This is a genomic window from Caulobacter sp. GW821-FHT10F06, assembly GCF_058809215.1.
Map to the genome: position 1 here is coordinate 152970 of NZ_JBXASK010000008.1, position 24030 is coordinate 176999.

Annotated in this window: 28 protein-coding genes and 5 tRNA genes; 6 read left to right on the top strand and 27 right to left on the bottom strand. The window is 67.2% G+C overall.

Annotated features, from left to right (window positions below):
- Positions 1–2: 2 nt before the first annotated feature.
- The 14 genes from AC1RUS_RS18005 to AC1RUS_RS18070 form a co-directional block, all read right to left on the bottom strand.
- Positions 3–590, bottom strand: a complete 588-nt coding sequence (locus AC1RUS_RS18005) for a hypothetical protein (protein WP_492917982.1) — start codon at positions 588–590, stop codon at positions 3–5.
- Positions 591–767: 177 nt separating this feature from the next.
- Positions 768–844, bottom strand: a tRNA-Arg gene (locus AC1RUS_RS18010).
- Between the two features lie 27 nt (positions 845–871).
- Positions 872–1177, bottom strand: a complete 306-nt coding sequence (locus tag AC1RUS_RS18015) for an ETC complex I subunit (RefSeq protein WP_492917983.1) — start codon at positions 1175–1177, stop codon at positions 872–874.
- 28 nt (positions 1178–1205) lie between these two features.
- A tRNA-Pro gene (locus tag AC1RUS_RS18020) sits at positions 1206–1282 on the bottom strand.
- A gap of 75 nt (positions 1283–1357) precedes the next feature.
- On the bottom strand, positions 1358–1831 hold the full coding sequence (locus AC1RUS_RS18025) for a DUF192 domain-containing protein (protein ID WP_492918118.1): 474 nt from the start codon (positions 1829–1831) through the stop codon (positions 1358–1360).
- Between the two features lie 106 nt (positions 1832–1937).
- On the bottom strand, positions 1938–2558 hold the full coding sequence (gene cspD / locus AC1RUS_RS18030; protein ID WP_492917984.1) for a stationary phase survival cold shock domain protein CspD: 621 nt from the start codon (positions 2556–2558) through the stop codon (positions 1938–1940).
- Positions 2559–2752: 194 nt separating this feature from the next.
- Positions 2753–2827, bottom strand: a tRNA-Glu gene (locus AC1RUS_RS18035).
- A gap of 56 nt (positions 2828–2883) precedes the next feature.
- Positions 2884–2958 (bottom strand) — tRNA-Glu (locus AC1RUS_RS18040).
- 118 nt (positions 2959–3076) lie between these two features.
- On the bottom strand, positions 3077–4900 hold the full coding sequence (gene recJ, locus AC1RUS_RS18045; RefSeq protein WP_492917985.1) for a single-stranded-DNA-specific exonuclease RecJ: 1824 nt from the start codon (positions 4898–4900) through the stop codon (positions 3077–3079).
- A gap of 110 nt (positions 4901–5010) precedes the next feature.
- Entirely contained in the window at positions 5011–5988 is a 978-nt protein-coding gene (locus AC1RUS_RS18050) for a class 1 fructose-bisphosphatase (protein ID WP_492917986.1), read from the bottom strand.
- A gap of 59 nt (positions 5989–6047) precedes the next feature.
- Complete coding sequence (gene glpX, locus AC1RUS_RS18055; protein WP_492917987.1) at positions 6048–7001, bottom strand: class II fructose-bisphosphatase; 954 nt, start codon at positions 6999–7001, stop codon at positions 6048–6050.
- A 50-nt stretch (positions 7002–7051) separates the two neighbouring features.
- Entirely contained in the window at positions 7052–8341 is a 1290-nt protein-coding gene (locus AC1RUS_RS18060; RefSeq protein WP_492917988.1) for a homoserine dehydrogenase, read from the bottom strand.
- A gap of 75 nt (positions 8342–8416) precedes the next feature.
- Complete coding sequence (locus AC1RUS_RS18065; RefSeq protein ID WP_492917989.1) at positions 8417–9637, bottom strand: LL-diaminopimelate aminotransferase; 1221 nt, start codon at positions 9635–9637, stop codon at positions 8417–8419.
- A 109-nt stretch (positions 9638–9746) separates the two neighbouring features.
- Positions 9747–10190 carry a hypothetical protein gene (locus tag AC1RUS_RS18070; RefSeq protein WP_492917990.1) on the bottom strand — a complete coding sequence of 148 codons (444 nt, stop codon included), beginning with the start codon at positions 10188–10190 and terminating at the stop codon, positions 9747–9749.
- Between the two features lie 93 nt (positions 10191–10283).
- Here AC1RUS_RS18070 and AC1RUS_RS18075 point away from each other — a divergent pair, with 93 nt between their 5' ends.
- The 4 genes from AC1RUS_RS18075 to AC1RUS_RS18090 all read left to right on the top strand — a co-directional run bounded on the left by AC1RUS_RS18075 (position 10284) and on the right by AC1RUS_RS18090 (position 13646).
- Positions 10284–12269 carry a class I poly(R)-hydroxyalkanoic acid synthase gene (locus AC1RUS_RS18075; protein ID WP_492917991.1) on the top strand — a complete coding sequence of 662 codons (1986 nt, stop codon included), beginning with the start codon at positions 10284–10286 and terminating at the stop codon, positions 12267–12269.
- A 69-nt stretch (positions 12270–12338) separates the two neighbouring features.
- Positions 12339–12953 carry a DUF1287 domain-containing protein gene (locus tag AC1RUS_RS18080; RefSeq protein ID WP_492917992.1) on the top strand — a complete coding sequence of 205 codons (615 nt, stop codon included), beginning with the start codon at positions 12339–12341 and terminating at the stop codon, positions 12951–12953.
- Positions 12954–13011: 58 nt separating this feature from the next.
- Positions 13012–13263: an AbrB/MazE/SpoVT family DNA-binding domain-containing protein gene (locus tag AC1RUS_RS18085; protein WP_492917993.1), complete on the top strand. Its 252-nt coding sequence runs from the start codon at positions 13012–13014 to the stop codon at positions 13261–13263.
- The gene (locus AC1RUS_RS18090) at positions 13260–13646 is read left to right on the top strand and encodes a type II toxin-antitoxin system VapC family toxin (RefSeq protein ID WP_492917994.1); all 387 of its coding nucleotides are present in this window, start codon (positions 13260–13262) and stop codon (positions 13644–13646) included. The genes AC1RUS_RS18085 and AC1RUS_RS18090 overlap by 4 nt, the downstream gene beginning before the upstream one ends.
- On the opposite strand, the gene AC1RUS_RS18095 is transcribed toward AC1RUS_RS18090, so the two are convergent.
- From AC1RUS_RS18095 to AC1RUS_RS18120, 6 genes are all read right to left on the bottom strand, one after another.
- On the bottom strand, positions 13643–14080 hold the full coding sequence (locus AC1RUS_RS18095) for a GNAT family N-acetyltransferase (protein WP_492917995.1): 438 nt from the start codon (positions 14078–14080) through the stop codon (positions 13643–13645). The two genes, AC1RUS_RS18090 and AC1RUS_RS18095, sit on opposite strands and share 4 nt — an antisense overlap.
- Positions 14077–15024 (bottom strand): N-acetyl-gamma-glutamyl-phosphate reductase, encoded by a 948-nt coding sequence (gene argC, locus AC1RUS_RS18100; RefSeq protein WP_492917996.1) that lies wholly within the window; start codon positions 15022–15024, stop codon positions 14077–14079. The genes AC1RUS_RS18095 and argC overlap by 4 nt, the downstream gene beginning before the upstream one ends.
- A gap of 89 nt (positions 15025–15113) precedes the next feature.
- On the bottom strand, positions 15114–15587 hold the full coding sequence (gene rpsI, locus AC1RUS_RS18105) for a 30S ribosomal protein S9 (protein WP_492917997.1): 474 nt from the start codon (positions 15585–15587) through the stop codon (positions 15114–15116).
- Positions 15588–15590: 3 nt separating this feature from the next.
- Positions 15591–16064 (bottom strand): 50S ribosomal protein L13, encoded by a 474-nt coding sequence (gene rplM, locus AC1RUS_RS18110; protein ID WP_056444711.1) that lies wholly within the window; start codon positions 16062–16064, stop codon positions 15591–15593.
- A 276-nt stretch (positions 16065–16340) separates the two neighbouring features.
- A complete protein-coding gene (locus tag AC1RUS_RS18115; RefSeq protein WP_492917998.1) occupies positions 16341–17789 on the bottom strand; it encodes an alkaline phosphatase in 1449 nt (482 codons plus the stop codon).
- An 88-nt stretch (positions 17790–17877) separates the two neighbouring features.
- The gene (locus AC1RUS_RS18120; RefSeq protein WP_492917999.1) at positions 17878–18909 is read right to left on the bottom strand and encodes a COX15/CtaA family protein; all 1032 of its coding nucleotides are present in this window, start codon (positions 18907–18909) and stop codon (positions 17878–17880) included.
- 145 nt (positions 18910–19054) lie between these two features.
- Between AC1RUS_RS18120 and AC1RUS_RS18125 the strand changes: the two genes are divergently transcribed.
- Together AC1RUS_RS18125 and AC1RUS_RS18130 are read left to right on the top strand one after the other, a co-directional pair.
- Positions 19055–19309: a GlsB/YeaQ/YmgE family stress response membrane protein gene (locus AC1RUS_RS18125; protein WP_492918000.1), complete on the top strand. Its 255-nt coding sequence runs from the start codon at positions 19055–19057 to the stop codon at positions 19307–19309.
- Between the two features lie 41 nt (positions 19310–19350).
- Positions 19351–19551, top strand: a complete 201-nt coding sequence (locus tag AC1RUS_RS18130) for a DUF2842 domain-containing protein (RefSeq protein WP_492918001.1) — start codon at positions 19351–19353, stop codon at positions 19549–19551.
- Positions 19552–19612: 61 nt separating this feature from the next.
- Here the strand turns inward: AC1RUS_RS18130 and AC1RUS_RS18135 are convergent.
- From AC1RUS_RS18135 to AC1RUS_RS18165, 7 genes are all read right to left on the bottom strand, one after another.
- Positions 19613–19689 (bottom strand) — tRNA-Pro (locus AC1RUS_RS18135).
- Between the two features lie 72 nt (positions 19690–19761).
- The gene (locus AC1RUS_RS18140) at positions 19762–20190 is read right to left on the bottom strand and encodes a MerR family transcriptional regulator (RefSeq protein ID WP_492918002.1); all 429 of its coding nucleotides are present in this window, start codon (positions 20188–20190) and stop codon (positions 19762–19764) included.
- Between the two features lie 13 nt (positions 20191–20203).
- A complete protein-coding gene (locus AC1RUS_RS18145; RefSeq protein WP_035047822.1) occupies positions 20204–20506 on the bottom strand; it encodes an integration host factor subunit alpha in 303 nt (100 codons plus the stop codon).
- A 198-nt stretch (positions 20507–20704) separates the two neighbouring features.
- Positions 20705–21682: a beta-ketoacyl-ACP synthase III gene (locus AC1RUS_RS18150; RefSeq protein ID WP_492918003.1), complete on the bottom strand. Its 978-nt coding sequence runs from the start codon at positions 21680–21682 to the stop codon at positions 20705–20707.
- Positions 21679–22764, bottom strand: a complete 1086-nt coding sequence (plsX, locus tag AC1RUS_RS18155; protein ID WP_492918004.1) for a phosphate acyltransferase PlsX — start codon at positions 22762–22764, stop codon at positions 21679–21681. Before plsX ends, AC1RUS_RS18150 begins: the two co-directional genes overlap by 4 nt.
- Before the next feature lie 131 nt (positions 22765–22895).
- The gene (locus AC1RUS_RS18160; RefSeq protein WP_492918005.1) at positions 22896–23435 is read right to left on the bottom strand and encodes a YceD family protein; all 540 of its coding nucleotides are present in this window, start codon (positions 23433–23435) and stop codon (positions 22896–22898) included.
- Positions 23420–23950 (bottom strand): ubiquinol-cytochrome C chaperone family protein, encoded by a 531-nt coding sequence (locus AC1RUS_RS18165; protein WP_492918006.1) that lies wholly within the window; start codon positions 23948–23950, stop codon positions 23420–23422. Before AC1RUS_RS18165 ends, AC1RUS_RS18160 begins: the two co-directional genes overlap by 16 nt.
- Positions 23951–24030: the final 80 nt, after the last annotated feature.

A 24030-nucleotide genomic window follows, 5' to 3' on the forward strand; every position in this document is an offset into this window, starting at 1 on the left:
CGTCAGGCGCGACGAGCCCGTAACACGGCGGTCAACAGCACCGAGCCGATCAGCACCAGTTCGCCGGCGTTGCCCAGCCAGAAGACGCCCGAGCCCGCCGCGCCGAACATCGCCAAGGCGCCGAGGCACAGCCACGGCCAGCCCTCGCGTCGCCACAGGAGCGCGCCGACGCCGATCAGCACCAAGACCGTCAGGATGGCCGGCACGGGCGGCCCGGCCGCCGCGTTGGCGTAGCGCAACGTGCCCGCATATTCCCGCAGCTCCAGCTTCAGGTGGATGATCTCGGAATAGATCCCGACGGCGATCAGCACGCCCGTCAGCGCCCACACCCAGGCCCGGCGGCGCAGATCGGCGATGCCGAACACGATCGGGATCAGCAGCGGCGTGAGCACCGCGTGGGCGACATAGCGCGGCACGGAAAGACCCCGCAGCAGCTCCCCGGCGCCGATCATCGACCCGGCCGCGACGATAGCGTTGTCCCAGCACAGCGCGACGACGACGGCGGTCAGCAGCCAAAGACGTAGAACGCCGGAAGCGACAGCGGCGGCCAACATGCCCGCGGCCAGCAGCCAGAAGACTAAGGTGATCACAGGGCGCTCCGTCCGCTTCGCCGTCGTGGGCAGCGTCAGAGACTAGGCGGACGCGCGACGATCGGAACTGTCGATGAGAAGAGTTGTCGCCACACGACCAACAAAGGAGCGGCGCCGCTCGCAACCGCCGACTTCGCAACTATTGAGTTAATTGATTGATTTAAAAGGATAATTTCCTGGCGCGCCCTGCTGGATTCGAACCAGCGACCGCTCGCTTAGAAGGCGAGTGCTCTATCCAGCTGAGCTAAGGGCGCGGACCGGGGAAGTCTGCGGCCTGGACCCTAGTGGGTCCAGGGTTGGCGGCGGCCAGCGGCGAAGTTGTCGGCGTAGGCCTTGAGAACGCGCTTGGGGGTCTTGGGCTCGAACAGCTGAAACGCCAGGCCATTGGTCTGGGCGTAGGCGACGGCCTCTTCCTTGGTCTCGAAGGTCAGACGCACCTGGCCGTTCATGTCGCTCGACTGGGTCCAGCCCATCAGCGGATCGGAACGGCGCGCCGAGGCCGGCTCGAATTCCAGCACCCAGTCCTTGGTCTTGGCCTTGCCGGACTGCATGGCGGTCTTGGCGGGGCGATAGATGCGAGCCAGCATGAGCATCTCTCTCTTGATCTTGGGCCGATGGTCGGAGCGGCAGGATTTGAACCTGCGACATCCTGGTCCCAAACCAGGCGCGCTACCAGACTGCGCTACGCTCCGAAACACCGGCAGGCGGGTGCTCTACAAGGGTTCGCCGTCGGGATCAAACACGAACCGGCGGCGGGCGACGAACGATCAGCCTTTCGGGAAAATCCGATGCAGGACGCGGTCGCCCGGCAGGACGCCCAACTGGGCCGCGCGGCCGCCGGCGATCTCGAGCACGCCCAGGATGGGACCGCCCGAGGCCAGAGGCGTCTCGTCGTGCGGCCGGGCGTTGCGGGCGATCGACAGCACCCGGCCATCGGCCGAGATGTAGAGGATGTCGAGCGGGATAAGGGTGTTCTTCATCCAGAACGCGGCCGGCTGCGGCTTGGCGTAGGTGAAGAGCATGCCGCGATCGGGCGCCAGCGCTTTGCGGAACATCAGCCCGCGCTTCTGCTGGGCCGGCGTGGCGGCGATCTCGACCTGGAACTTCGCCCTGCCCTTGCCTGTGACGATCTCGAGCGGCTCCAGCCTGGCCGGAGGCGCGGCTCGGGCGCCATCGCCGGCGAACAGTCCGCCCGCCAGCAAGACGGCCAGGAGCGCTCGCCGCTGAATTCCGCCGATCATCGCCACACGCGGTCTCCGCTTTCACCGGAACCCGAGCGTGAGGCGCGGGACCGCGAACAGCCTAGCGCGCTGCGGGTGACGACGGAAAGACCGCTCCGACGGGCCGTCAGGATTCGCCGGGTGAGATCTCGGCGACGACCAGGCCCTTGGGTCCCTTGGCGAACCGCACGAGCACGTCGTCACCCGGCTGGAGATCCTCCAGCCCGCCGCGACGCAGGGTCTCGATATGGACGAAGATGTCCCCGGGTTCGGCGTCCCGAACCACGAAGCCATAGCCCTTCGTGCGGTTGAACCACTTGACCTTGGCGTGCTCGGCGGGCCCTTCGGGCGTCAACGCCTGGCGAGCGCCGCCGCTGTCCATCCCCGATCGGAAGCCGCTGGCGAAGCCTTCGCGGTCCCGGCGCGGGCCGGGTTCGGCGAAGCTGCGCCTGGGGCGCTCCAACGGCGAGGGCGCGGAGCTTTCGTCGAGATCGACGACTTCGCTGACCTGCCATCCCTTGGGCCGACGCACCACGTCGCAGACGATCACGGCGCCTTCCAGCGCCGTCTCTCGCCCGCAATTGCGCAGCGACGTCACATGAAGAAGCACGTCCTTGAGGCCGGTCTGGCCGGGGTCGTCAGGAACGATGAACCCGTAACCCTTGCCAGCGTCGAACCATTTGACGCGCCCGCTGATGCGCACGAGGTCTTCATGCGCCCCCGCGCTCTCGAAATCGTAACCAGACATCCCACCCCTCTGGCTCCCCCCATCAGCCCAACGGGGAGAGCGCCACAAGAATAACACTGTTCTCGCGTAAGGAGAGCCGTCAATGGCGAATTCGCGTCAAATGCACGCGTTTTGGCCCGCCGCGACATTTCGTCGCGGTGTCAAGTTGGAAACAATTCTGAAATACAGCCGCAGATGGCGGCGAAGCGCGAAGGTGGTAGTCCCTAGGGGAGTCGAACCCCTCTCTCCAGAATGAAAATCTGGCGTCCTAACCGATAGACGAAGGGACCACATCGCCGTCCGGGACGGTGACATCGTCGGGTAGTCGAATTGAAGACCTCGCGGGTGGTAGTCCCTAGGGGAGTCGAACCCCTCTCTCCAGAATGAAAATCTGGCGTCCTAACCGATAGACGAAGGGACCACGGCCCCGCGAGGAAGCGGGTGTATAGCCGCGCCCTTTGGGACACGCAAGCCGCCGTCGGGCATTTTTTCAGCTCATCCACATGCGGAGCGCCAAGGGCGATCCGGCGTGGTCCAGCCTAGTCCCGGCGCGAGAAGTCGCGGGGATCGGCGGCGTCCTCGATCTCGAGCTGAACGCCGTTGCGGCCCATGTAATCGTCGGGTTTCAGCTTGCCGGCGACATGCAGCGCGCCGCCGCCCGACAGCAGCCGACGCCCCAGATCGGTTTCGGCGCTGCGCCACGAGATGGCCTTCAGGCGCTCGCCTGTCGGACCGACCAGATCCATGCGCACATGCCCGCCCTTCAGCGCCATTACACGGTCGGGCCGCACGCCGGTCAGGGCGAACATCGGCTCGGGATTGCCAGGGCCGAACGGCGCCAGGCGCTGGAAGTCCTCGTAAAGCGCGCGATCCGCGCCCCGCGGCTGGACCAGGGCGTCGATCTCGACCGCCTCGGGCCCCACGGCCTCCATCTCGCCCGCCAGGCGCTCCTCCAGGAAGGCGCGAAGCTCGGGAATCATCTCGGGACGGATGGAGAGCCCGGCCGCCATGGCGTGCCCTCCCCCCGCCATCAGCAGACCCTCCTCGAACGCAGCCTGTATGGCGCGGCCCAGATTGACGCCCGGCTGCGAGCGGCCCGAGCCCTTGCCGACATTGGCGGCGCGGTCGATGCCGATCACCACCACCGGCTTGCGGTAGCGCTCGCGCAGGCGCCCTGCCACGATGCCGATAACGCCGGGATGCCAGTCCTCGCCGGCGACCACGATTACCGGGGCGTCGGGATTGAAGTTGCTGCCGCGCTCCAGCACGGCGGCGGCCTCCTCGACCACGCCGGCCTCGACGGCCTTGCGCTCGGTGTTGAGGGCGTCCAGCTCCTCGGCCAGCGCCTGAGCCTCGATCGGATCGTCCGTGGACAGAAGGCGCGCGCCGAGGTCGGAGCGACCGATGCGCCCACCGGCGTTGATGCGCGGCCCCAGGATGAAGCCGGCATGGAAGACAGACGCCGGTCCGGAACCCTTGCCGACCTCGAACAGGGCCTTCAAGCCGGGATTGCCCCAGCTGGACATGGTGCGCAGACCAAGCGTCGTCAGGGCGCGGTTGAAGCCGACCAGCTGGGTGACGTCGCAGACCTCGCCCATGGCCACCAGATCCAGCCACTGGCGAAGATCGGGTTCCTTGCGGTCGTCATTGAACAGGCCGCGCTTGCGGGCCTCGCGATTCAGCGCCGCCAGCAGCACGAAGGTGACGCCGGCGGCGGCCAACACGCCCTGTCCGCTCTGGCAGCCCGGGCGATTGGGATTGACCACGGCGGCGGCGGCCGGCGGGTCCTCGCGCATCATGTGGTGGTCGATGACCACCACCTCCAGCCCGATGGTCGTCGCGCTGGCGATGGCGTCATAGGCGGCCGCGCCGCAGTCCAGGGTGACGACGAGGTCAGCGCCAGTGTCGCGGATGGTCTTGAACGCCGCCGGGCTGGGGCCGTAGCCCTCGGTCAGGCGGTCGGGGATGTAGATCGGCAACTCCACGCCCATGTGCCGGAACCAGCGCACCAACTGGGCGGCGCTGGTGGCGCCGTCGACGTCATAGTCGGCGAACACCATGATCGAGCGGCCGTTTTCCAGCGCGTCGATCAGGATCTCGGCGGCCCGATCCATGTCGGTGAAGCTGGACGGATCGGGAAACAGGGCCTTCAGGGTCGGACGCAGATAGTGGTCGGCGTCGTCCAGGCCCACGCCGCGCGAGGCCAGGGCCCGGGCCAAGGGCTCGGACAGGCCGTGGGACTGCTGGTGGCCGCGCACGATGGCCGGATCGGCCGCGCGCTCGCGCCAGGCCCGGCCGCTCAGCGATCGCCCGACGCCCAGGAAGGCCTCGGGCGTGAGCGGAACGTGGCCATCGGCGGCCATGCTAGAAAACCCCAAGGGCGGCGGCGGTAAGCATCGGACGAGTCTATCCCTTTCCGGGGATTCGCTCCATGCGCCGCGCCGACGTCAGGATCGGTCGCCAGAGGGCGCCTTCAGCCCGCGCTCAGCGTCGCCACCTGGTCGACCTCGTTGGCCGAGCCCAGCACCACCGGCACCCGCTGGTGCAGCTTGGTCGGCTGCAGGTCGAGGATCGCGCTCGCGCCGTCGGTGGACTTGCCGCCCGCGCGCTCGACGATCAGCGACATCGGGTTGGCTTCGTAAAGCAGGCGCAGCTTGCCGGGCTTGTCGGGCTCGCGGGCGTCCCACGGGTACATGAAGATACCGCCGCGCATCAGGATGCGGTGGACGTCGGCGACCATCGAGGCCACCCAGCGCATGTTGAAGTTCTTGCCCCGCGGACCGGTCTTGCCGGCCAGGCAACCGTCGATATAGGCGCGCACGGGCGGCGCCCAGTGGCGCTGGTTGGACATGTTGATCGCGAACTCGGCGGTGTCGGCGCTGATCGCCACCGTCTCGTGGGTCCGCAGCCAGCGGCCATCGGCGTCCATCGTGAAGCCGTAGACGCCCTTGGCCAGGGTCAGGACCAGCATGGTCTGGGGACCATAGACCACATAGCCGGCGGCGACCTGCTGGCGGCCCGGCAGCAGGAAATCGGCTTCGGTCGGTTCGTGGCCGGTCGGCGCGGGCAGGATCGAGAAGATCGTCCCCACCGAGACATTGACGTCGATATTGCTGGAGCCGTCCAGCGGATCGAAGGTCACCAGGAAGCCGCCGGTCCGGCCGGTGGTCTCGATCTCTTCCAGCTCCTCGGACGCCAGGCCCGCCACCGCCGGGCAGGCCTTCAGCGCGTCGCGCAGGATGTCGTTGGTGATGATGTCGAGCTTCTTCTGCTCTTCGTCCTGGACGTTGACCTGTCCCGCCGCGCCCAGGCTGCCCGAGATGGCGCCGGAGGCCACGACCCTGCTGATCTGGACACAGGCCTGGGCGATGACCGCGACGACGTCCTTGACCGTCTCGTCGGGCGTCTGCTCGGCGGCCAGGTGTCCGGCGAGATCAATCAGAGCGGTCATGCGGTGTTCCGGAGGCTGCAGGGATTCGCCGTGACCTTAGCCGCTGGCGTGTGACGATCCTACACCCGGCGCTTCATCCGGACTTCACGGACCGTGCCGGTCGAAGAATTCATCACCAAGGTGTGGGTGTGCACGAAGCCGTTCTTGTAGACGACGCCTTCCAGCAGGTTGCCCCAGGTCACGCCGGTGGCCGCGAAGATGGCGTCGGCGCGAACGATGTCGTGCAGGTCGTACTTCTTGTCGAGCTCGGTGATGCCCCACTTGGCGGCGCGGGATTTCTCGTCGCTGTTGCGGAACAGCAGCCGGCCCTGAAACTGGCCGCCGACGCACTTCAGCGCCGCGCAGGCCAGCACGCCCTCGGGCGCGCCGCCGGAGCCGACATAGAGGTCGATGCCGGTCGAGGGATCGGTGGTGCTGATCACGCCAGCCACGTCGCCATCGGTGATCAGATAGAGCCGCGCGCCGACCGAGCGGATGCTGGCGATGATCTCGGCGTGGCGCGGACGGTCCAGCACGCAGACGGTGATCTGTGAGGTCTCGACGCCCTTGGCGGCGGCGATGGCCTTGATGTTGTCGGCGGGAGACTTGTCCAGATCGATGACGCCGACCGGCAGGCCGGGCCCACAGGCGATCTTGTCCATATAGGTGTCGGGCGCGTTGAGCAGCGTGCCCTTGGGGGCCCAGGCCATCACGGCCAGGGCGTTGGGCATGGCCTTGGCGGCCAGGGTGGTGCCTTCCAGGGGGTCCAGCGCGATGTCGATCGCCGGGCCTTTGCCCGTGCCGACCTTCTCGCCGATATAGAGCATTGGGGCTTCGTCGCGCTCGCCCTCGCCGATGACGATCTCGCCGTCGATGGTCAGCTCGTTGAGCGCGTTGCGCATTGCGTCGACGGCGGCCTGGTCGGCGGCCTTCTCGTCGCCGCGACCGACCATGGTCCAGGACGCGATGGCGGCGGCTTCGGTCACGCGAACCGCGTCCAGGACCAGCGAGCGGTCCAGGGTCTTCGAACTCATCAACGTCTCCCAGCCTGTCGAGGCCTAATCCCGGCCGCTTCGCGCGGCTCTCAGATGCGCGCGACGCGCAAAAGGCGGGGACGCTCTAACACGGCGCGCAATTTTTCGATGCGTGTAATCGCATCCAGGAGATTGGATTCGGGTGTGGCGTGCGTAACAAGCACGATCGGCACCCCGCCCGCCCCTTCGACGGGCTTCTGCAGGAAGCTGTCGATCGACACCCCGCATTCGGCCAGGGTCTCGGAGATGGCGGCGATGGCGCCCGGCTCGTCGCGCACCATGATCCGCAGATAGGCCTTGCCCACCGTGCGGCTGGGATCGACGGCGATGAAGGGCTTCAGGTCGCCGGCCGGGGCCTGGAACACCGGACGCACCGCGCCGGTCATCACGTCGGCGATGTCGGCGGCCACGGCGGCAGCGGTCGGACCCGCGCCGGCGCCCGGTCCCTGCACGAAGATGCGGCCCACGCGGCGACCTTCGATGAACAGCGCGTTGAGCGCGCCGCCGGCCTGGGCCAGCGGATGCTCCAGCGGGGCCAGCGACGGGTGCACCTTCACGGCCACGCCGTCGGCGGTGCGCGAGGCCGAGGCCACCAGCTTGATCCGGTAGCCCAGGTCCTTGGCCAGCTTGATGTCCAGCAGCTCGACGTTCGAGATGCCCTCGATCTCGGCGGCGGCGAAGTTGGGGGCGCAGCCGAAGGCCAGGGCCGCCAGGATGCTGATCTTGTGACCGGCGTCGAAGCCGCCGACGTCCATGGTCGGATCGGCCTCGGCGTAGCCCAGGGCCTGGGCCTCGCGCAGCACGTCGGCGAACGAGCGGCCGGTCTTCTCCATCTCGCTGAGGATGAAGTTGCAGGTGCCGTTGAGGATGCCGGCGACGGAGTCGATGTCGTCGCCGACCAGGGCCTCGCGCATCATCTTCACGGCCGGTACGCCGCCCATGACGGCGGCTTCGAACAGCAGCGGCACGCCTTGCGATTCCGCCAGGGCGGCCAGTTCGGCGCCGTGCTCGGCGATCAGGGCCTTGTTGGCAGTGACGACCGGCTTGCCGGCCTTCAGCGCGGTCTCGACGGCGGCCTTGGCCGGGCCGTCCGAACCGCCGACCAGCTCGACGAAGAGGTCAATGTCCGGCGAGGCGGCCAGGGCCACCGGATCGTCGAACCAGGCGAGGCCCGAGATGTCGACCGTGCGCGGCCGCGACTTGGAACGCGCCGAGACGGCGGTGACGACGGCGCTGTCGCCGGCCGGGGCGAAGTTGGGGCGATCGGCCAGGAACTGCAGCAGACCGCCGCCGACCGTGCCAAGTCCCGCGACGCCGACTCGCCAGGTTTTCTTCGTCATCTTCGAATCCTATCGCGGGACCGGAACGCCGCTCCCGCGGCGCTCCGTCTCTAAAGTCCAGTTTGGAGCGGTCGATTAGACCGGCTCCATCGAATTGTGGTGCTTGGCCAGGATGGTGTCGGCGTTCGTGATGAACTTCTTCACGTTGCGCGCGGCCTGGCGGATGCGGTGTTCGTTTTCGACCAGGCCGATGCGGACATAGCCCTCGCCATATTCGCCAAAGCCGACGCCCGGAGCCACGGCGACGCCGGCCTCCTCGATCAGCAGTTTGGAGAACACCATCGAGCCGGCTTCGCGATAGGCCTCGGGGATCTTGGCCCAGGCGAACATCGAGGCGGGCGGATTGGGGATGTCCCAGCCGGCACGCGCCATCGACGACACCAGGGTGTCGCGGCGGCTCTTATAGATGCCGCGGATCTCGTCGACGCAGTCCTGAGGCCCGTTCAGCGCCGCGGCGGCGGCCACCTGCACGGGGGTATAGGCGCCGTAGTCCAGATAGGACTTCACGCGCGCCAGGGCGGCGCAGATGCGGGCGTTGCCGACCACCATGCCCACCCGCCAGCCGGCCATGGCGTAGGTCTTGGACAGCGAGTTGACCTCGACGGCGATGTCCTTGGCGCCATCGACCTGCAGGATCGACGGCGGCGGATTGTTCTCGAAATAGATCTCGCCATAGGCCACGTCGCTGATCACCAGCAGGTCGTGCTTCTTCGCGAGCGCCACGGCGTCCTTGTAGAACTCCAGGTCCACCGACTGGGCGGTCGGGTTGGAGGGATAGGACAGGATCAGCACGCTGGGCGGCGGCACCGAGTGCTTCACCGCGCGGCTGATGTTGGACAGATAGTCCTCCGGGCTCAGGGCCGGCACGTGGCGGATGACGCCGCCGGCCATGATGAAGCCGAAGGCGTGGATCGGATAGGCCGGGTTCGGGCAGATGATCACGTCGCCCGGCGCGGTCAGGGCCTGGGCCAGGTTGGCGAAGCCTTCCTTGGAGCCCAGGGTCGAGATCACCTCGGTGTCGGGGTTCAGCTTCACGCCGAAGCGGCGATCGTAATAGCCGGCCATGGCGCGACGCAGGCCCGGAATGCCCTTGGACGCCGAATAGCGGCCAGCCTTGGGGTCGCGGGCGGTCTCGATCAGCTTGTCGACGATGTGCTTGGGCGTCGGCATGTCGGGATTGCCCATGCCGAAGTCGATGATGTCGGTGCCCTCGGCGCGCAGGCGCGCCTTGATCTTGTTGACCTCCTCGAAAACGTACGGAGGCAGTCGGCGGATACGATGAAAATCGGTGCTCATTTGGGGCTCTGTGCGCCGCTCCGGCGCGTCGGGAGCGAAAGTCGGGCATGGATAGACCCCGAGCGGGGTCGCGCCAAGCCAGTTCAAGGAAGATTATGCCTTCGCCGGCCTATTTAGGCTGCGACGAAGGCGCGCTAGCTCGGCCACGCGCCGCCTTTGCGAAGGCCTCGGTGTCCGCGCGATCGGCTTCGGTCGGCGCGCCGAAGTCCGGAGCCTTGCCCGCGGCGCGGGTCTTGGCGGCGTAGCCTTCGGTATCGTTCAACTTGAACGTCTCGGGCGCGGCGTCGCGGCGCAGCTTGTCGGCGGCGGCCTGCTGGGCGGTCACGGCGGCGCGATAGGCGCCCGGCGCGCGGACGTCGGTCGGGATTTCCGGGATGTCGGCGAAGGTCGGGCGGCGGCCGTGCTGATGGGCGGCGGCCCGGGTCTGCCCGGCCACCGGCGAGCTGGGATCGACCTGCGCGGCGGAGAACGGCGTCGCGCAGCCGGCCACGGCCAAGGCCGTGAAACCCATAAGCACGCCGAGACGTACGATTTTGCCGGTTTCGCCGTTCATCTTGTCTCTGGTCTTATGCGATGATCGCGGCGAACGAAAGACCGTCCAGGTCAGTTGCTGACCTGACGGGGAAAAGAAACGGGAAGGACCAGCATGGCCACGGCGAAAACACCGACCAAGCCTAAGAAAGCGTCCACGCCCAAGGCGCAGTCGGCTACGCCGAAGCCTCCCGCCAAACCCAAGACCAAGGCCGCAGCGCCGCCGCCCGTCGAGGATGCGCCCAAGGCCGCGCCTCAGCCCGAATCGACGGCCAAGGCCTGGGTCCCGCCGGTCCCGCCCACGTTCGACGCGGTGATCTCGCCCGATCAGCGGCAGATGCTGGAGAAGCTGTCGGCCAACCTGGCCCGCGCCGCCGTCACCGCCCAGGGCGCCATCGCCGAGGCGGCCTTGCGCCAGGCCGACCGCCCCGCCGCCCTGACGCCCGACCCCTTCCACGTCGCGCCGGCCATGAACGAGGTGATGTCGCGCCTGGCCGCCCAGCCCGACCGCCTGCTGCGAGCCCAGGCCGACCTCTTCAGCCGCTACATGGATCTCTGGCAGTCGGCCGCCCGCCGCGCCGCCGGCGAGGAGACCCAGCCGATCGTCGCGCCCGCCGCCGGCGACAAGCGCTTCAATGACCCCGACTGGGTGTCGAACCCGATGTTCGACATGATGAAGCAGTCCTATCTGCTGTCCTCGAACTGGCTGAACACCCTGATCTCCGAGGTCGAGGGCGTCGAACCGGCCACCAAGCGCCGGGTCGAGTTCTTCACCAAGATGCTGACCGACGCCTTCTCGCCGTCGAACTTCCTGATCTCCAACCCCGCGGCCCTGCGCGAAGTGGCCCAGACCAATGGCGAGAGCCTGGTGCGCGGCATGGAGAACTTCGCCGCCGACCTGGAGCGCGGCGGCGGCCAGCTGGCCATCAGCCAGACCGACCTGGACAAGTTCAAGGTGGGCGAGAACGTCGCCACCGCGCCGGGCAAGGTGGTCTACCAAAACGACATCCTGCAGCTGCTGCAGTTCGATCCGACCACGGATCAGGTCCACGAGATCCCGCTGCTGATCTTCCCGCCGTGGATCAACAAGTTCTACATCATGGACCTGCGGCCCGAGAACTCGATGATCCGCTGGCTGACCAGCCAGGGCTTCACGGTGTTCGTCGCCTCCTGGGTCAATCCTGACGCTAAACTGGCCGCCAAGACCTTCGAGGACTACCTGCTGGAGGGCGTCTATGACGCCACCCAACAGGTCATGACCCAGACCGGCGTCGATAAGGTCAACACCGTCGGCTACTGCATCGGCGGCACCCTGCTCTCCTGCGCTCTGGCCCACATGGCCGCGCGAGGCGACGAGCGGATCAACTCGGCCACCTTCTTCGCCGCTCAGCAGGACTTCGCCGAGGCCGGCGACCTGTTGCTGTTCACCAACGAGGAATGGCTGCAGTCGATCGAGCAGCAGATGGACCAGACCGGCGGCTTCCTGCCCAGCCAGTCGATGGCCGACACCTTCAACGCCCTGCGCGGCAACGACCTGATCTGGTCGTTCTTCATCAGCAACTACCTGATGGGCAAGGAGCCCCGCCCCTTCGACCTGCTGTTCTGGAACGCCGACCAGACTCGCATGCCCAAGGCGCTGCACATGTTCTACCTGCGCAACTTCTACAAGGACAACGCCCTGGCGACGGGCGACCTGACCCTGGGCGGCGAGACGCTGGACCTCTCCAAGGTCAAGACGCCGATCTACGTCCAGTCGTCCAAGGACGATCACATCGCGCCCTATCGCAGCGTCTATCGCGGCGCGCGGGCCTTCGGCGGGCCGGTGACCTTCACCATGGCGGGTTCAGGCCACATCGCCGGCGTGATCAACCATCCCGACGCCAAGAAGTACCAGCACTGGACCAATGACAGCCTGCCTGCCTCTGTCGAAGGCTGGATCTCGGGCGCCCAGGAGCATCCTGGCTCGTGGTGGCCGCACTGGTCGACCTGGCTGAAGGCGCGGTCGGGACCGCTGATCCCCGCCCGCGATCCGGCCAAGGGCAAGCTGAAGCCGATCGAGGACGCGCCGGGCAGCTACGTGCGTGTCCGTTCGGACACCTGATCACCGATCAGGACATCGTCGGACACCGTTCGCCCAAAACTCGCCGAGATTGCGGTCGAGCTTGCCGCCATGCTCGCGATCAGCCGCCGCAGGACCCTGGGACTGATTCTGACCACGCCGACGTTCGGCGCGGCGGCGCCCGCGCATGACGGCGTCAGCCTGGCCAAGGCCGCGCGCGAACAGATCGGCGTCACCAAGGCCTATGACGCCAACTATCGGGCCATCTCCTACCCCGGCGGCGACGTCCTGCGCACCACCGGCGTCTGCGCCGACGTACTGGTGCGGGCCGCCCGCGACGCCTGGGACGTCGACCTGCAGCAGCGCGTGCACGAGGACATGCTGCGCGCCTTCAACGCCTATCCCTCCCGCGCCACCTGGGGCCTGAAGGAGCCCGACGCCAACATCGATCACCGCCGGGTGCTGAACCTGGAGACCTACCTCACCCGACAGGGCGCCCTGATCCGCCGCGCGCCCAAGCGCGAGGCCGGCGACAATTTCGACGCGCCGCGCCCGGGCGACATCCTGACCTGGCGCGTCTGGGGCGACCGCCCTCACCTGGGCATCGTCTCGCGCGGCCCCGAGGGCGTCCGCGTGGTCCACAACATCGGCTTCGGCGCCAAGGAAGAGCCGCTGTGGATGTTCAAGCTGCACACGGCGGTGGCGCACTACCGCTGGCGGGCGTGAGCTTGCGGTAAGGCACCCGATGCCTTACTTTTGGAAATGAGGTTCCATCGAGGACGCTATGGCCACCAAACTCTCGATCACCGCCAAGGGGCAAGTCACCCTGAAGAAATCGGTGCTGGATCACCTGGGGGTGCGCCCCGGACAAAAGGTCGACGTCAGCCTGCTGCCCAATGGACGGGTTGAGATCGCCGCGACCGGCGAAACGAATAAGCTGTCCAGCTTGCGCGGCATCCTGAAGCGCGAAGGGCAACGCATGGTCAGCATCGAGGAAATGCAGGATGCGATCGAGGCGAGCGCCTGCGGCGAATGAAGATCGCCTTAGACACCAACCTTGTCGTGCGCCTTGTCGTCGACGACAACGCCAGCCAAGTCGATCAGGTCGAAAGACTATTGGACCAAGCCGATGAAGTGATGGTTTCGATCATCACGCTTTGCGAAGTCGTTTGGGTGCTACGCCGCTCATATCGAATGTCACCGTCGGCGATCGCCTCCGCGCTAAGGCAAATTGGCAGTGCTGACGGGGTTACGCTTGATCGCCCTCTGTTTAACGCCGGCCTGGCCATGCTGGAACGCGGCGGCGATTTCGCGGATGGCTGCATCCTGTTCGAAGCCGACCGCGCCAAGTGCGATCGCCTCGCCACCTTCGACGAAGGCTTGATCGCGCTCAGCCAAGGCCGGGCGTCCTCTCCCTAAAGCGCCACCCTGAACTTCGGCCGCTCCCACGGAATCTCCACCGACGGCGGGTCGAACCCGGCGTCCTCGGCGCCCATGCGGCGGTAGAAGTCGGCGGCGCGTGGGTTGGACTTTATCAGCACCGACGCCGCACCCAAGGCCACGGCGCGGTCCTTCATGTGCGCGAACAGGCGCGAGCCGACGCCCCTGCCCTGGCGATCATTGGCGGTGAAGAACAGGTCCAGCTCCCAGCCGCTCGCGCCATGGATCAAGGCGTGGAAGCCGGCCAGGCCCGCCTCGTCCTCCAGCACCCACACCTCGTCGTCGCCGGAGAACCACCAGTCGCGCGCATAGGGCTGGATCATGGCCAGTTCGTCGGGGCGTTCGTAGCCGTTGCTGCCGGCCATCATCGCCCGCAGCGCCGGGATATCGGCGTCGACGGCGCGGCGGATCAAAGACCCGCCGCCTCCTCCAGGCCCAGGGCCAGATTGAGGTTCTGCACGGCCGCGCCCGAAGCGCCCTTGCCCAGGTTGTCGAGCAGGGCCACCAGGCGCGCCTGGCCGCTGGTGTCTGAGCCGAAGACGAAGATCTTCAGGCGGTTTGTGCCGTTCAGGCCTTCCGGATCGAGAGTCGTCATCGCCTTACACTCGTCCAGCGAGGCCACCTCGATGAACTGCTCGCCCTTGTAGTGGGCGGCGTAGGCGGCGTGGATGTCGGCCAGGGTGCGGCCGTCGTCCAGGGTCGACAGGTGCAACGGCAGCTCCACCAGCATGCCCTGGGCATAGCGCCCGACGGCCGGCGTGAAGATCGGCCGGGTCAGCAGCCCCCCGTGCTTCTGGATCTCGGGCACATGCTTGTGCGACAGGCCCAGGCCGTAGATCCGGTACGGGACCTTGGTGAAGTTCGGCGCGGTCTCGTCCTCGAACTCGGCGATCATCGCCTTGCCGCCGCCGGTGTAGCCCGACACGGCGTTGAACGAGAGCGGCAGCTCCGGCGGCAGGATGCCGGCCGAGACCAGCGGCCGGGTCAGGGCGATCGCGCCAGTGGAATAGCAGCCTGGATTGGAAATGCGCTTGGAGCCGGCGACCTTGGCGCGCTGCTGCTTGTCCAGTTCCGGAAAGCCGAACGCCCAATCGGGCGCGGTGCGATAGGCCGTCGAGGCGTCGATCACCACGGTGTTCGGATTGGTCACCAGGCCGACCGCCTCCTTGGAGGCCTCGTCGGGCAGGCACAGGATCACCGCGTCGGCGGCGTTGAGCATCTCAGCGCGGGCGATAGGGTCCTTGCGCTTGTCGGGGTCGATCGAGATCAGCTGCAGGTCGGTGCGACCGATCAGGCGCTCGCGGATCTGAAGACCCGTGGTGCCGACTTCGCCATCGATGAAGACCTTCGGGGTCATCGCGACCTCCAATCAATCCGGACAAAAGGACAAAGAAAAAGGCGCTTCGGTTTCCCGAAGCGCCCTCTTCCAAACACGGTGAACCGCGTTTAGCGCTTCGAGAACTGGAAGCTACGACGGGCCTTGGCCTTGCCGTACTTCTTACGCTCGACGACGCGGCTGTCGCGGGTCAGGAAGCCGTGCGGCTTCAGAACCGGGCGCAGCGCGGGTTCGTAGTAGGTCAGAGCCTTGGACAGGCCGTGGCGCACGGCGCCGGCCTGGCCCGACAGGCCCGAACCTTCAACCGACACGACGACGTCGAACTGACCCAGGCGGTCGGTGACCTCCAGGGGCTGAGCGATCATCATGCGCAGAACCGGACGAGCGAAGTAGATCGCCTGGTCGCGGCCGTTGATGGTGATGGTGCCCTTGCCGGGCTTGATCCAAACGCGAGCGATCGCGTTCTTGCGCTTGCCGGTCGCGTAGGCGCGGCCTTGGGCGTCGATCTTCGGTTCGGCCGGGGCGGCCGCTTCCGGGTTGCTGGACAGGCTGGCCAGCGCGTCAAAGCCTTGAGCTTCAGACATGACTTAGGCGCTCCGGGTGTTTTTGGCGTTGCGCGAGGCGAAATCGATCGCTTCCGGGCTCTGCGCTTGGTGCGGGTGCTCACCGTTGTTGTAGATGAGCAGGTGCGTCAGCTGCTTGCGAGCCAGCGGGCTCTCCTTGGGCAGCATGCGCTCGACGGCCTTTTCGAGGACACGTTCCGGGAAGCGGCCTTCCAGCAGCTTGCGCGGGGTGGTCGACTTGACGCCGCCCGGGTGACCGGTGTGGCGATAGTAAACCTTGTCGTCCATCTTCTTGCCGGTGAACTTCACCTTGTCGGCGTTGATCACGACGACGAAGTCGCCGCAGTCAACGTTCGGGGTGTAGTCGGGACGGTGCTTGCCGCGAAGACGCATGGCGATGAACGTCGCCAGACGACCGACAACGGCGTCCTGGGCGTCGACCACGATCCACTTCTTCTCGACCTCGGCGGGCTTCAGGGAAGCCGTGGTCTTTTGCATGGGATTGATCCGTATTCCTTGTGCGTCGGGAGCCAAGAAAGCGGATCCGTCTGCGTGAGGGGCGGCTGATACGTGAGGGTTCGCGCCCTGTCAACAATGCGCGCGCAAGAAACTCGACAAACCCTTATATCACAAGGGATTGCGCGATGTGGTATTATGATACCTCATCAAAGACTGTCATCCCGGGCAAGCGCAGCGCAGACCCGGGACCACCGCTAACGCCGGCGTTTCCGGCGATCCCGGCTCGGCGCGCTTCGCGCTTGGCCGGGATGACAGTTATTTGCGATCAAACCCATACGCGTAGCGCATGACCTGGAAGATATACGACTCCTCGACCACGCCATGCACCAGCCAGGCGCCGGGACCGTCGGCGAACACGCCCACGTCCTCGCCCGAGTGGGCGGCGCTGGGCAGGTTGGCCAGGGCCTGCTGGTGGTAGTCGACGTCGTCCATGTCTTCCTTGGCCGGATCGCCGCGCAGGTTCAGGCCTTCGGTCCCGCCCGGGCCGGTGGCGAAGCTGAGCACGGTGTAGGCCTTGCCGTCGCCGGCCAGGATCGGCTCGCCCTCGTTGCCGGCCAGACCCAGGATCGGCGCGTTGCGCGCGGCGTAGCCCGAGATCACCAGGCCGTGGCTGTGGTCGGCCGTGACGATGACCAGGGTGTCCTGCAGATCGACCTTGTCGAGCACCGCCTGGATGGCTTTCGAGAACTCGGCCGTCTCGGTCAGGGTCCGCTTGGCGTTGTTCAGGTGGCTGCCCATGTCGATCTTGCCGCCCTCGACCAGCAGGAAGTAGCCCTTGGGGTTCTTCGACAGCAGGTCGACCGCCTTGGTCGCCATCTGGGCCAGTGTCGGCACGCCCTCGCCCAGGATGCCGCGCTCCACCTCGTAGGGCAGGTGCTCGTTGGCGAAGAGGCCCAGCACCGGACCGGTCTTGGCCGGATCCAGCGCGGCCAGCTGGTCGGCGGTCGAGACATAGACGGCGCCCGGCGTCTTGCGCCACTCGGCGGTCAGGTCGCGACCGTCGCCACGCTTGCCGCCGGCGTCCTCAGGCAGGAAGCGCGAGCGCCCTCCCCCCAAGGCTACGTCCAGCCGCAGCTTGCCGGCGTCCAGCAGCTGGCTGGCGATGTCCTTGCAGCCGGCCTGCACGGCCTCGACCGGCATGTCGGTGTCGCCTTCCCAGTCGCGGTAGGCGGTGTGGGCGTAGACCCCGGCGGGGGTGGCGTGGGTGATGCGGGTGGTGGTCACCGCGCCGGTCGACAGGCCGTTGGCCTTGGCGATCTCGGCGATGGTTTCGACGCGTGCGCCCTTCTCGGTGGCGCACTGCTCGGGGATGGTCGCGCCGGTCAGGCCGATGACCTTGTTGCGGGTCTTCACGCCGGTGGTGATGGCGGTGATGCCGGCGGCGCTGTCGGTGACCTGGGTGTCGTGGCTGTAGGTCTTAGACAGCGCCGTCCACGGCAGCTTCTCGAACGACAGGCTGTTGGATTCGCCGTCCACGCCGCGCGACTGGCCCTCATAGATGCGGCCGGCGGTGATCGTGGAGATGCCCATGCCGTCACCCAGGAACAGGATGACGTTCTTGGCCCGGCCGGTGTTGGGCGTGACGGCCAGGTTCTTGGCCAGAGCCGCCTCGCCGGCCTTGTAATAGGCGTCTGCGGACGGCTGGGCGAAGGCCGAGGTGGCGAACAAGGCGGCGACGAGTGTGAGCGAGGACAGACGGATCAAGACCGGACTCCTGAGAGATGCCGGCCTGCTTTGCTTTAGGCGTGTGACAGTTATGCGCGCGCCGGGAACCCGACGCTCAAAATCCTGATCAAGGCCGCCGGACGCGCCAGGCGAAGGTGGTGGCGACCGCCAGCAGCAGCGCCGCGCCGGCCTGGTGGACCACGCCCAGCGACACCGGCACGTGGGCCATCAGGGTCCAGATCCCCAGGCCCGCCTGCAGCGTCACGACGCCGGCCACGACCAGGCCCACCGCCTTGGCCTCGGCCGGCAGGAACCGCGCGCGGCGTGTCAGGACGCCGATGGCGATCCCGGCGGCGAACAGGGCGTAGGCAAACAGGCGGTGATGCAGCTGCACCGCGCCCTGGCTGTGGGCCAGCGTGCCCCAGAAGCCGTTTCCGGCATACTCGTCGGGGAAGAAGCCGCCGTTCATCAGCGGCCAGTCATTATAGACGAGGCCCGCGTCGTTGCCGGCCACCAGGGCGCCCAGCAGGCTCTGGAAGAACACAGCGCCCAGGAAGCCCAGGGCCCAGCCGCGCCAGGGCGAGCGCTCCTCGACCCGGGGCGAACCGGCCCAGGCGTCCAGGCCCGTCCAGATCAGCACCACGAACAGCGCCAGAGCCAGGCCCAGGTGCGTCATCAGCCGTTCGGGCGCGACCGAGACCCGCTCGGACAGACCGCTGGACACCATCCACCAGCCGACCAGGCCCTGCAGGCCGCCCAGCGCCAGCATCACTGCGCAGCGCCAGATCAGGCGGCGCGGAATCATCCGACGGATCAGGAAGAACACAAACGGGATGGCGAACACCGCCCCGACCAGGCGTCCCAGCAGCCGATGCGCCCACTCCCACCAGAAGATGCCCTTGTAGGCCTCTAGGGTCATGTCCGGATTGACCAGCTTGAACTGCGGGATCTTCTTGTAGAGCTCGAAATTGGCCTGCCAGGCGGCCTCCGACATCGGCGGCAGCGCGCCCATGATCGGCTTCCACTGGGTGATCGACAGGCCCGAGTCGGTCAGGCGCGTGGCCCCGCCGACAACGACCATGCCAAAGACGAAAGCCGCCACGACGAACAGCCAGATGGCGACGGGACGGGAACGATCGGAACGCAGGAATGACGTCATCGGACGGAAAAAGCGCCTGTTCGGGGCCGAAATGGGGCGGGCAAACCCCTACGCCTGAGTTCCCCGCCCGTCCATGCCCGATGACTACGTAGGCGCTTCGTGCGAAGGTCGCGCCGCGGACGCAACGTCCGTCGCGGAGGACCTGATGAGCGGAGTTGGAGTGTTCGCCACGGCGGTGATCGGCATCCTGGCCGGCTGGATCGCCGACCTGGCGCTGGGCCGTCGCCACTCCTTGTTCGTCAAGCTGCTGATCGGCGTGATCGGCTCGTTCATCGGCGTCTTCATCGCCCAGCGCCTGGAACTGCCGTTCACCGGCTTCTGGGGAGGCCTGCTGGTCTCCAGCGTCGGCGCCGTCCTGTTTCTGGCCGTGCTCGGCCTTGTTATCCGGAGACCCGCTTGAGCGAGCCCCTCATTCCCGCCCGCCCCCTTATTCCTGCAAGGGTGCGTAAGCTCATTGGCGGGATCGGCATCATGGTCTTCCTGGCCGCCTGGATCTGGGCCGGGACCAGCCTCTATGACTACCTGCCCGACAACCGCGCGGTGCACCTGATCTATTTCGTCGTCGTCGGCATGGCCTGGGGCCTGCCGCTGATGCCGCTGATGTCGTGGATGGGCAAGGCCGACAAACCGGTGGTGCGCTAAACCGAAAAAGGCCGCCCCGAAGGGCGGCCTTTCCGTTCTTCCGTTTATTCCCTTGCGGAAATGGTCGGAGCGACAGGATTTGAACCTGCGACCCCTTGACCCCCAGTCAAGTGCGCTACCAGGCTGCGCCACGCTCCGACGGAAGAGGCGCTCTTATAGGCGCCGCTCCGAGGCTCCGCAACCGGAATTCCAGGTGAATTTCGCAAGCGCTCAAAGGCGCTTCAAAAGCCCGTCCAGACGAGCCTTCACCGCCTCGAGATCGTCGAGCGCGAAGGCCAGGCGACCGCGCGCGTCCTCACCCAGCTCGAAGCCCGGCGCGTTCTCGGAGGCGTAGTCGGCCTGGGTGTCGAGGGCGGCCGACCCGTTGGAGCCCAGGCCTGCGGCGATCACATGGGCCATGCCCTGGTCGCGATGCAGCTTCTGGACGCCCTTGATGGTCAGGCCTTCGCGGTGCAGCAGCACCCGCACGCCGTTCAGCACGGCGATGTCCTGCGGGCGATAGAATCGCCGCCCGCCGGCCCGCTTCATGGGCCTTATGAAAGAGAACTTGGTTTCCCAGAAACGCAGGACGTGCTGCGGCACGCCCAGCTCTTCGGCGGCTTCGGATATCGTGCGGAAGGCGTTGGGCCCCTTCGCCACCGCATCGAATCCTCTAGCCGCCGAGGGCGCGGTCGATGCGCGCCTTCATGACCTGCGAGGCCCGGAACCCGATCACCCGACGGGGTTCGATCTCGGCCGGTTCGCCGGTCTTGGGATTGCGACCCATGCGAGCCCGCTTGTCGCGGACCTGGAAGACTCCGAATCCGGAGAGCTTGACCGTCTCGCCGGTTTCCAGCGCCTCGGCCACCAGATCCAGCGTGCGCTCGACGAGCCCCGCGCAATCCTGCCGAGTCAGACCGACCTCTTCATGAACCGCCTCGCAGAGGTCGGCTCGTGTCAATGTCGCGCCCTTCATGACGCCCCCTACGCGCTTCGGCGAGGTCCAGAAGACCGCGCCAGATTGAGAACTGTTGTTACACGCAAGCAGAGATCGTGATCCCCGCCCCCGCGAACGCTCACGTTTAGCCCTGACTGCATGCCGCGATTATCGCATGGAGTCAAAGACTCAAGGCCATCACTTCACACCCGCCCGCAAGCTGGGCATGTCGAACGGTCAGAGGCGCAGAAGGCAGGCGCCCCAGGTCAGCCCGCCGCCCATGGCTTCCAGCAGCAGAAGCTGGCCCGGCTTGATCCGTCCGTCGGCCACGCCGTGCGCGAAGGCCAGGGGAATCGAGGCCGCCGAGGTGTTGGCGTGGATGGCCACGGTCGAGATCACCTTGTGCTCGTCGATGCCCACCCGGTTGGCCACGCCGGCCAGGATGCGCTGGTTGGCCTGGTGGGGAATGAACCAGTCGACCTCGGCGATCGGCACGCCGGCCTTGTCGGCGGCCGCGTGGATGGCCTCGGAGATATTGACCACCGCGTGCTTGAAGACCTGGTTGCCTAGCATCCGCAGCTTGCCGACCGTGCCCGAGGTCGAAGGGCCGCCGTCGACGAACAGCAGGTCCTGCTTGGTCCCGTCGGCGCGCAGGGCGAAGCTCAGCAGACCCTGGTCGGCGTTGGTCCCTTCGCCTTCGCGCGGCTCGACCACGACCGCCCCGGCTCCGTCGCCGAACAGCACGCAGGTGCCGCGGTCGGACCAGTCCATCAGGCGGGTCATGGTCTCGGCCCCGATGACCAAGGCGCACTTGGAATGGCCGCGGGCCACGAACCCGTCTGCGACGCTCAGCGCATAGACGAAGCCCGAGCAGACGGCCTGGACATCGAAGGCGATGCCGACCGGCGCGGCCAGCTTGCGCTGTACGATGGCGGCGGTGGCCGGGAAGGTCAGGTCGGGCGTGGTGGTGGCGACGATGATCAGGTCGACGTCGGCGGCGGTCTTGCCGGCCGCCTCGAGCGCCGACTTGGCGGCTTCGACGGCGAGGTCGGAGACCGCCTGATCCTCGGCGGCCTGGTGGCGCTGGCGGATGCCGGTGCGCTCGACGATCCACTCGTCGCTGGTGTCGACGAACTTGGCCAGGTCGGTGTTGGTGACGATCTGGGGCGGCAGATAAGCGCCGACGCCGGTGACCGCGCTACGGACTACGCTCACGCACTCGCTCCATCAGTTCCGGCGCCGGAGGCGGCTTCGCCCGCCTTTGCCGCGCTTTCGGCCGCGACAGCGGTCAGGCGTTTCAGATTACGATCGATCTCGGCGATGAAGTCGCTGCGGGCCAGGTCGGTGGCCACCCGGATCGCCGAAAAGAAGCCGTTGGCGTCGGCCCCGCCGTGGCTCTTGACCACGATGCCGTTCAGGCCCAACAGCGGGGCGCCGTTGACCCGGCTGGGGTCCAGCCGCTGGCGCATCTTCTTCAGCGCGCCCGAGGCGATCAGCGCCCCCAGCATCGCCAGGGGCCCGGAGGTCAGGGTCGACTTGATCTCGTTGGAGAAGAACCGCGCCATCCCCTCGGCGGTTTTGAGCGCGACATTGCCGGTGAAGCCGTCGGTGACAACGACGTCGACAGTGCCCTTGGCGATGTCGTTGCCCTCGATGAAGCCGCGATAGTCGAAATCCAGCTTGGCTTCCTTGAGGATGGCGTGCGCCTCGCGCACGTCCTCGTGGCCCTTCTGGTCCTCCGAACCCACATTGAGCAGGCCGACCGTCGGGCGTTCCGAGCCATGCACCGCATGGTGAAAGGCGGCGCCCATGATCGCGAACTCGATCAGCTGCTTGGCGTCGCTTTCGACGTTGGCGCCGGCGTCCAGCACCGTGGAAATGCCTCGCATCGTCGGCCAGTTGGCGACGATGGCCGGACGCTCCAAATCCGCGCCCATGCGCAGGATCAGCTTGGAGATCGCCATCAGCGCGCCGGTGTTGCCGGCCGAGACCACGGCGGCGGCTTCGCCCGCGCGAACCGACTCGACCGCGTTCCACAGGCTGGAGCCCTTGCCCCGGCGCATGGCCTGGGCGGGCTTCTCATCCATGGCGATGAACTTGTCGGTGTGGCGGACCTCGCTGACGGCCTTGGCGGCCGGCGCCTTTGCCAGTTCGGCGTTCAGCTTGGCTTCGTCGCCGTGCAGCAGGAAGCGGACGCCGGTCAGCGCCTGGGCGGCCTTGGCCACCCCCGGAACGACGATGGACGGGCCGTGATCGCCGCCCATGGCGTCGATCGAAAGGACAATGGACTTGGACACGTGGCGCTAACAGCTCCCAGAGCCATCCCGTTCGGGCTGGCTCGATTCCAACATCTGGCCCTGCCGCCGGTTCGAGGCGGCGGACGATACATCCGCGTGAATATCACGCAAGCGGGGCGAGTCGGACCGGTTTAGTCCGCGTCGTCCTTGGTCTTCAACGCCTTGAGGGCGGCGAAGGGCGAGATCTCGGCCGAGGGCAGCGGGTTGACGAACACCGCGCCGGGCTTGCGGGGGAACGGATCCAGCTCCAGGGCCAAGTGCTCCAGCACATAGCCGGAGACGTCGATGGTCTCTGCTTCCAGCACGTCCGGCGGATCGTCGCCCTCGGGATCCAGGCCCAGCTCGCCGCCCTCTTCCGACGGCGCGTGCTCGCTGTTGGCGGGGATCACGTGGACGCTGAACCGCGCCTCGATCGAATCCTCGAAGTCGTCGGCCGAGACGCTGCAGGTCTGGATCACCCGCGCGCGCAGGCGGCCCGAAACCTCGGCCCCGTCCATCCACGAGCTGAGATAGACCTCGGAGGAGAACTCCTCCAGGCGCACCAGACCCAGCTGCTTGGCGATGGCCTTGCGCTGGTCGGCGTCGGGCTCCAGGCGCAGAGCGACGTCGCCGCGATCGACGCGGGCCAGCGGCACCTCGCAGGGCCAGGGCGTATTCACGGGTTCGGCCATTGAGCCTCTCCTTGCAGCAGGGCGTCCAGCGGCTGGCTCGCCAGCGCGTCGCGCGCGCCGATCACATAGGTGGTCAGGCCCTCGACGTCGCCCTCGCCGCGTTCTTCCAGAACCGTGCGAGCGATAACTTCCGAAAGCGCCGTGCGATCCGGCAGCGACGCCACGGCTTCGTCGAACGCCTTCAGGCGGCCGTAGAAGGCTCCCGCCAGCTTCTTCATCTTCTTGCCGACGGCGGTGTCGGACACGCCGATCTCGCGGAAGGCGTCGTCCAGGCCGCGCACATAGGCGTCGAACGTGGCCTGCGAAGTTTCGGCCGCCAGATCGCCCTGCCCCTTCAGTCGCTCCAGCAACAGAACGACGTGCAGGGTGAACAGCTCGAACCGGCCCTCCATCGAGTCGCGCACGCCCATCACGGCGTAGAGCGGCGCCGAACGGGCCTGGGCGACGGCGCCAGCATACAGCTTCGCCCCCGCCGCCTTGGCGGGCCTGGGTTTGAGCAACCGATCCAGAATCATTCAACGCCTCTATTTCGCCGCGACCCGGAACTAGATGAGCAGCCGGTCCACGCGGGCCATTGAACTAAGCCCCCGCGGAC

Excerpts from the sequence above, each read along its gene's own strand:
- AC1RUS_RS18015 (WP_492917983.1), bottom strand. The coding sequence starts at position 1,177 with ATGCTGGCTCGCATCTATCGCCCCGCCAAGACCGCCATGCAGTCCGGC.
- AC1RUS_RS18025 (WP_492918118.1), bottom strand. The coding sequence starts at position 1,831 with ATGATCGGCGGAATTCAGCGGCGAGCGCTCCTGGCCGTCTTGCTGGCG.
- cspD (WP_492917984.1), bottom strand. The coding sequence starts at position 2,558 with ATGTCTGGTTACGATTTCGAGAGCGCGGGGGCGCATGAAGACCTCGTG.
- recJ (WP_492917985.1), bottom strand. The coding sequence starts at position 4,900 with ATGGCCGCCGATGGCCACGTTCCGCTCACGCCCGAGGCCTTCCTGGGC.
- AC1RUS_RS18050 (WP_492917986.1), bottom strand. The coding sequence starts at position 5,988 with ATGACCGCTCTGATTGATCTCGCCGGACACCTGGCCGCCGAGCAGACG.
- glpX (WP_492917987.1), bottom strand. The coding sequence starts at position 7,001 with ATGAGTTCGAAGACCCTGGACCGCTCGCTGGTCCTGGACGCGGTTCGC.
- AC1RUS_RS18060 (WP_492917988.1), bottom strand. The coding sequence starts at position 8,341 with ATGACGAAGAAAACCTGGCGAGTCGGCGTCGCGGGACTTGGCACGGTC.
- AC1RUS_RS18065 (WP_492917989.1), bottom strand. The coding sequence starts at position 9,637 with ATGAGCACCGATTTTCATCGTATCCGCCGACTGCCTCCGTACGTTTTC.
- AC1RUS_RS18070 (WP_492917990.1), bottom strand. The coding sequence starts at position 10,190 with ATGAACGGCGAAACCGGCAAAATCGTACGTCTCGGCGTGCTTATGGGT.
- AC1RUS_RS18075 (WP_492917991.1), top strand. The coding sequence starts at position 10,284 with ATGGCCACGGCGAAAACACCGACCAAGCCTAAGAAAGCGTCCACGCCC.
- AC1RUS_RS18080 (WP_492917992.1), top strand. The coding sequence starts at position 12,339 with ATGCTCGCGATCAGCCGCCGCAGGACCCTGGGACTGATTCTGACCACG.
- AC1RUS_RS18085 (WP_492917993.1), top strand. The coding sequence starts at position 13,012 with ATGGCCACCAAACTCTCGATCACCGCCAAGGGGCAAGTCACCCTGAAG.
- AC1RUS_RS18090 (WP_492917994.1), top strand. The coding sequence starts at position 13,260 with ATGAAGATCGCCTTAGACACCAACCTTGTCGTGCGCCTTGTCGTCGAC.
- argC (WP_492917996.1), bottom strand. The coding sequence starts at position 15,024 with ATGACCCCGAAGGTCTTCATCGATGGCGAAGTCGGCACCACGGGTCTT.
- rpsI (WP_492917997.1), bottom strand. The coding sequence starts at position 15,587 with ATGTCTGAAGCTCAAGGCTTTGACGCGCTGGCCAGCCTGTCCAGCAAC.
- rplM (WP_056444711.1), bottom strand. The coding sequence starts at position 16,064 with ATGCAAAAGACCACGGCTTCCCTGAAGCCCGCCGAGGTCGAGAAGAAG.
- AC1RUS_RS18120 (WP_492917999.1), bottom strand. The coding sequence starts at position 18,909 with ATGACGTCATTCCTGCGTTCCGATCGTTCCCGTCCCGTCGCCATCTGG.
- AC1RUS_RS18125 (WP_492918000.1), top strand. The coding sequence starts at position 19,055 with ATGAGCGGAGTTGGAGTGTTCGCCACGGCGGTGATCGGCATCCTGGCC.
- AC1RUS_RS18145 (WP_035047822.1), bottom strand. The coding sequence starts at position 20,506 with ATGAAGGGCGCGACATTGACACGAGCCGACCTCTGCGAGGCGGTTCAT.
- AC1RUS_RS18160 (WP_492918005.1), bottom strand. The coding sequence starts at position 23,435 with ATGGCCGAACCCGTGAATACGCCCTGGCCCTGCGAGGTGCCGCTGGCC.
- AC1RUS_RS18165 (WP_492918006.1), bottom strand. The coding sequence starts at position 23,950 with ATGATTCTGGATCGGTTGCTCAAACCCAGGCCCGCCAAGGCGGCGGGG.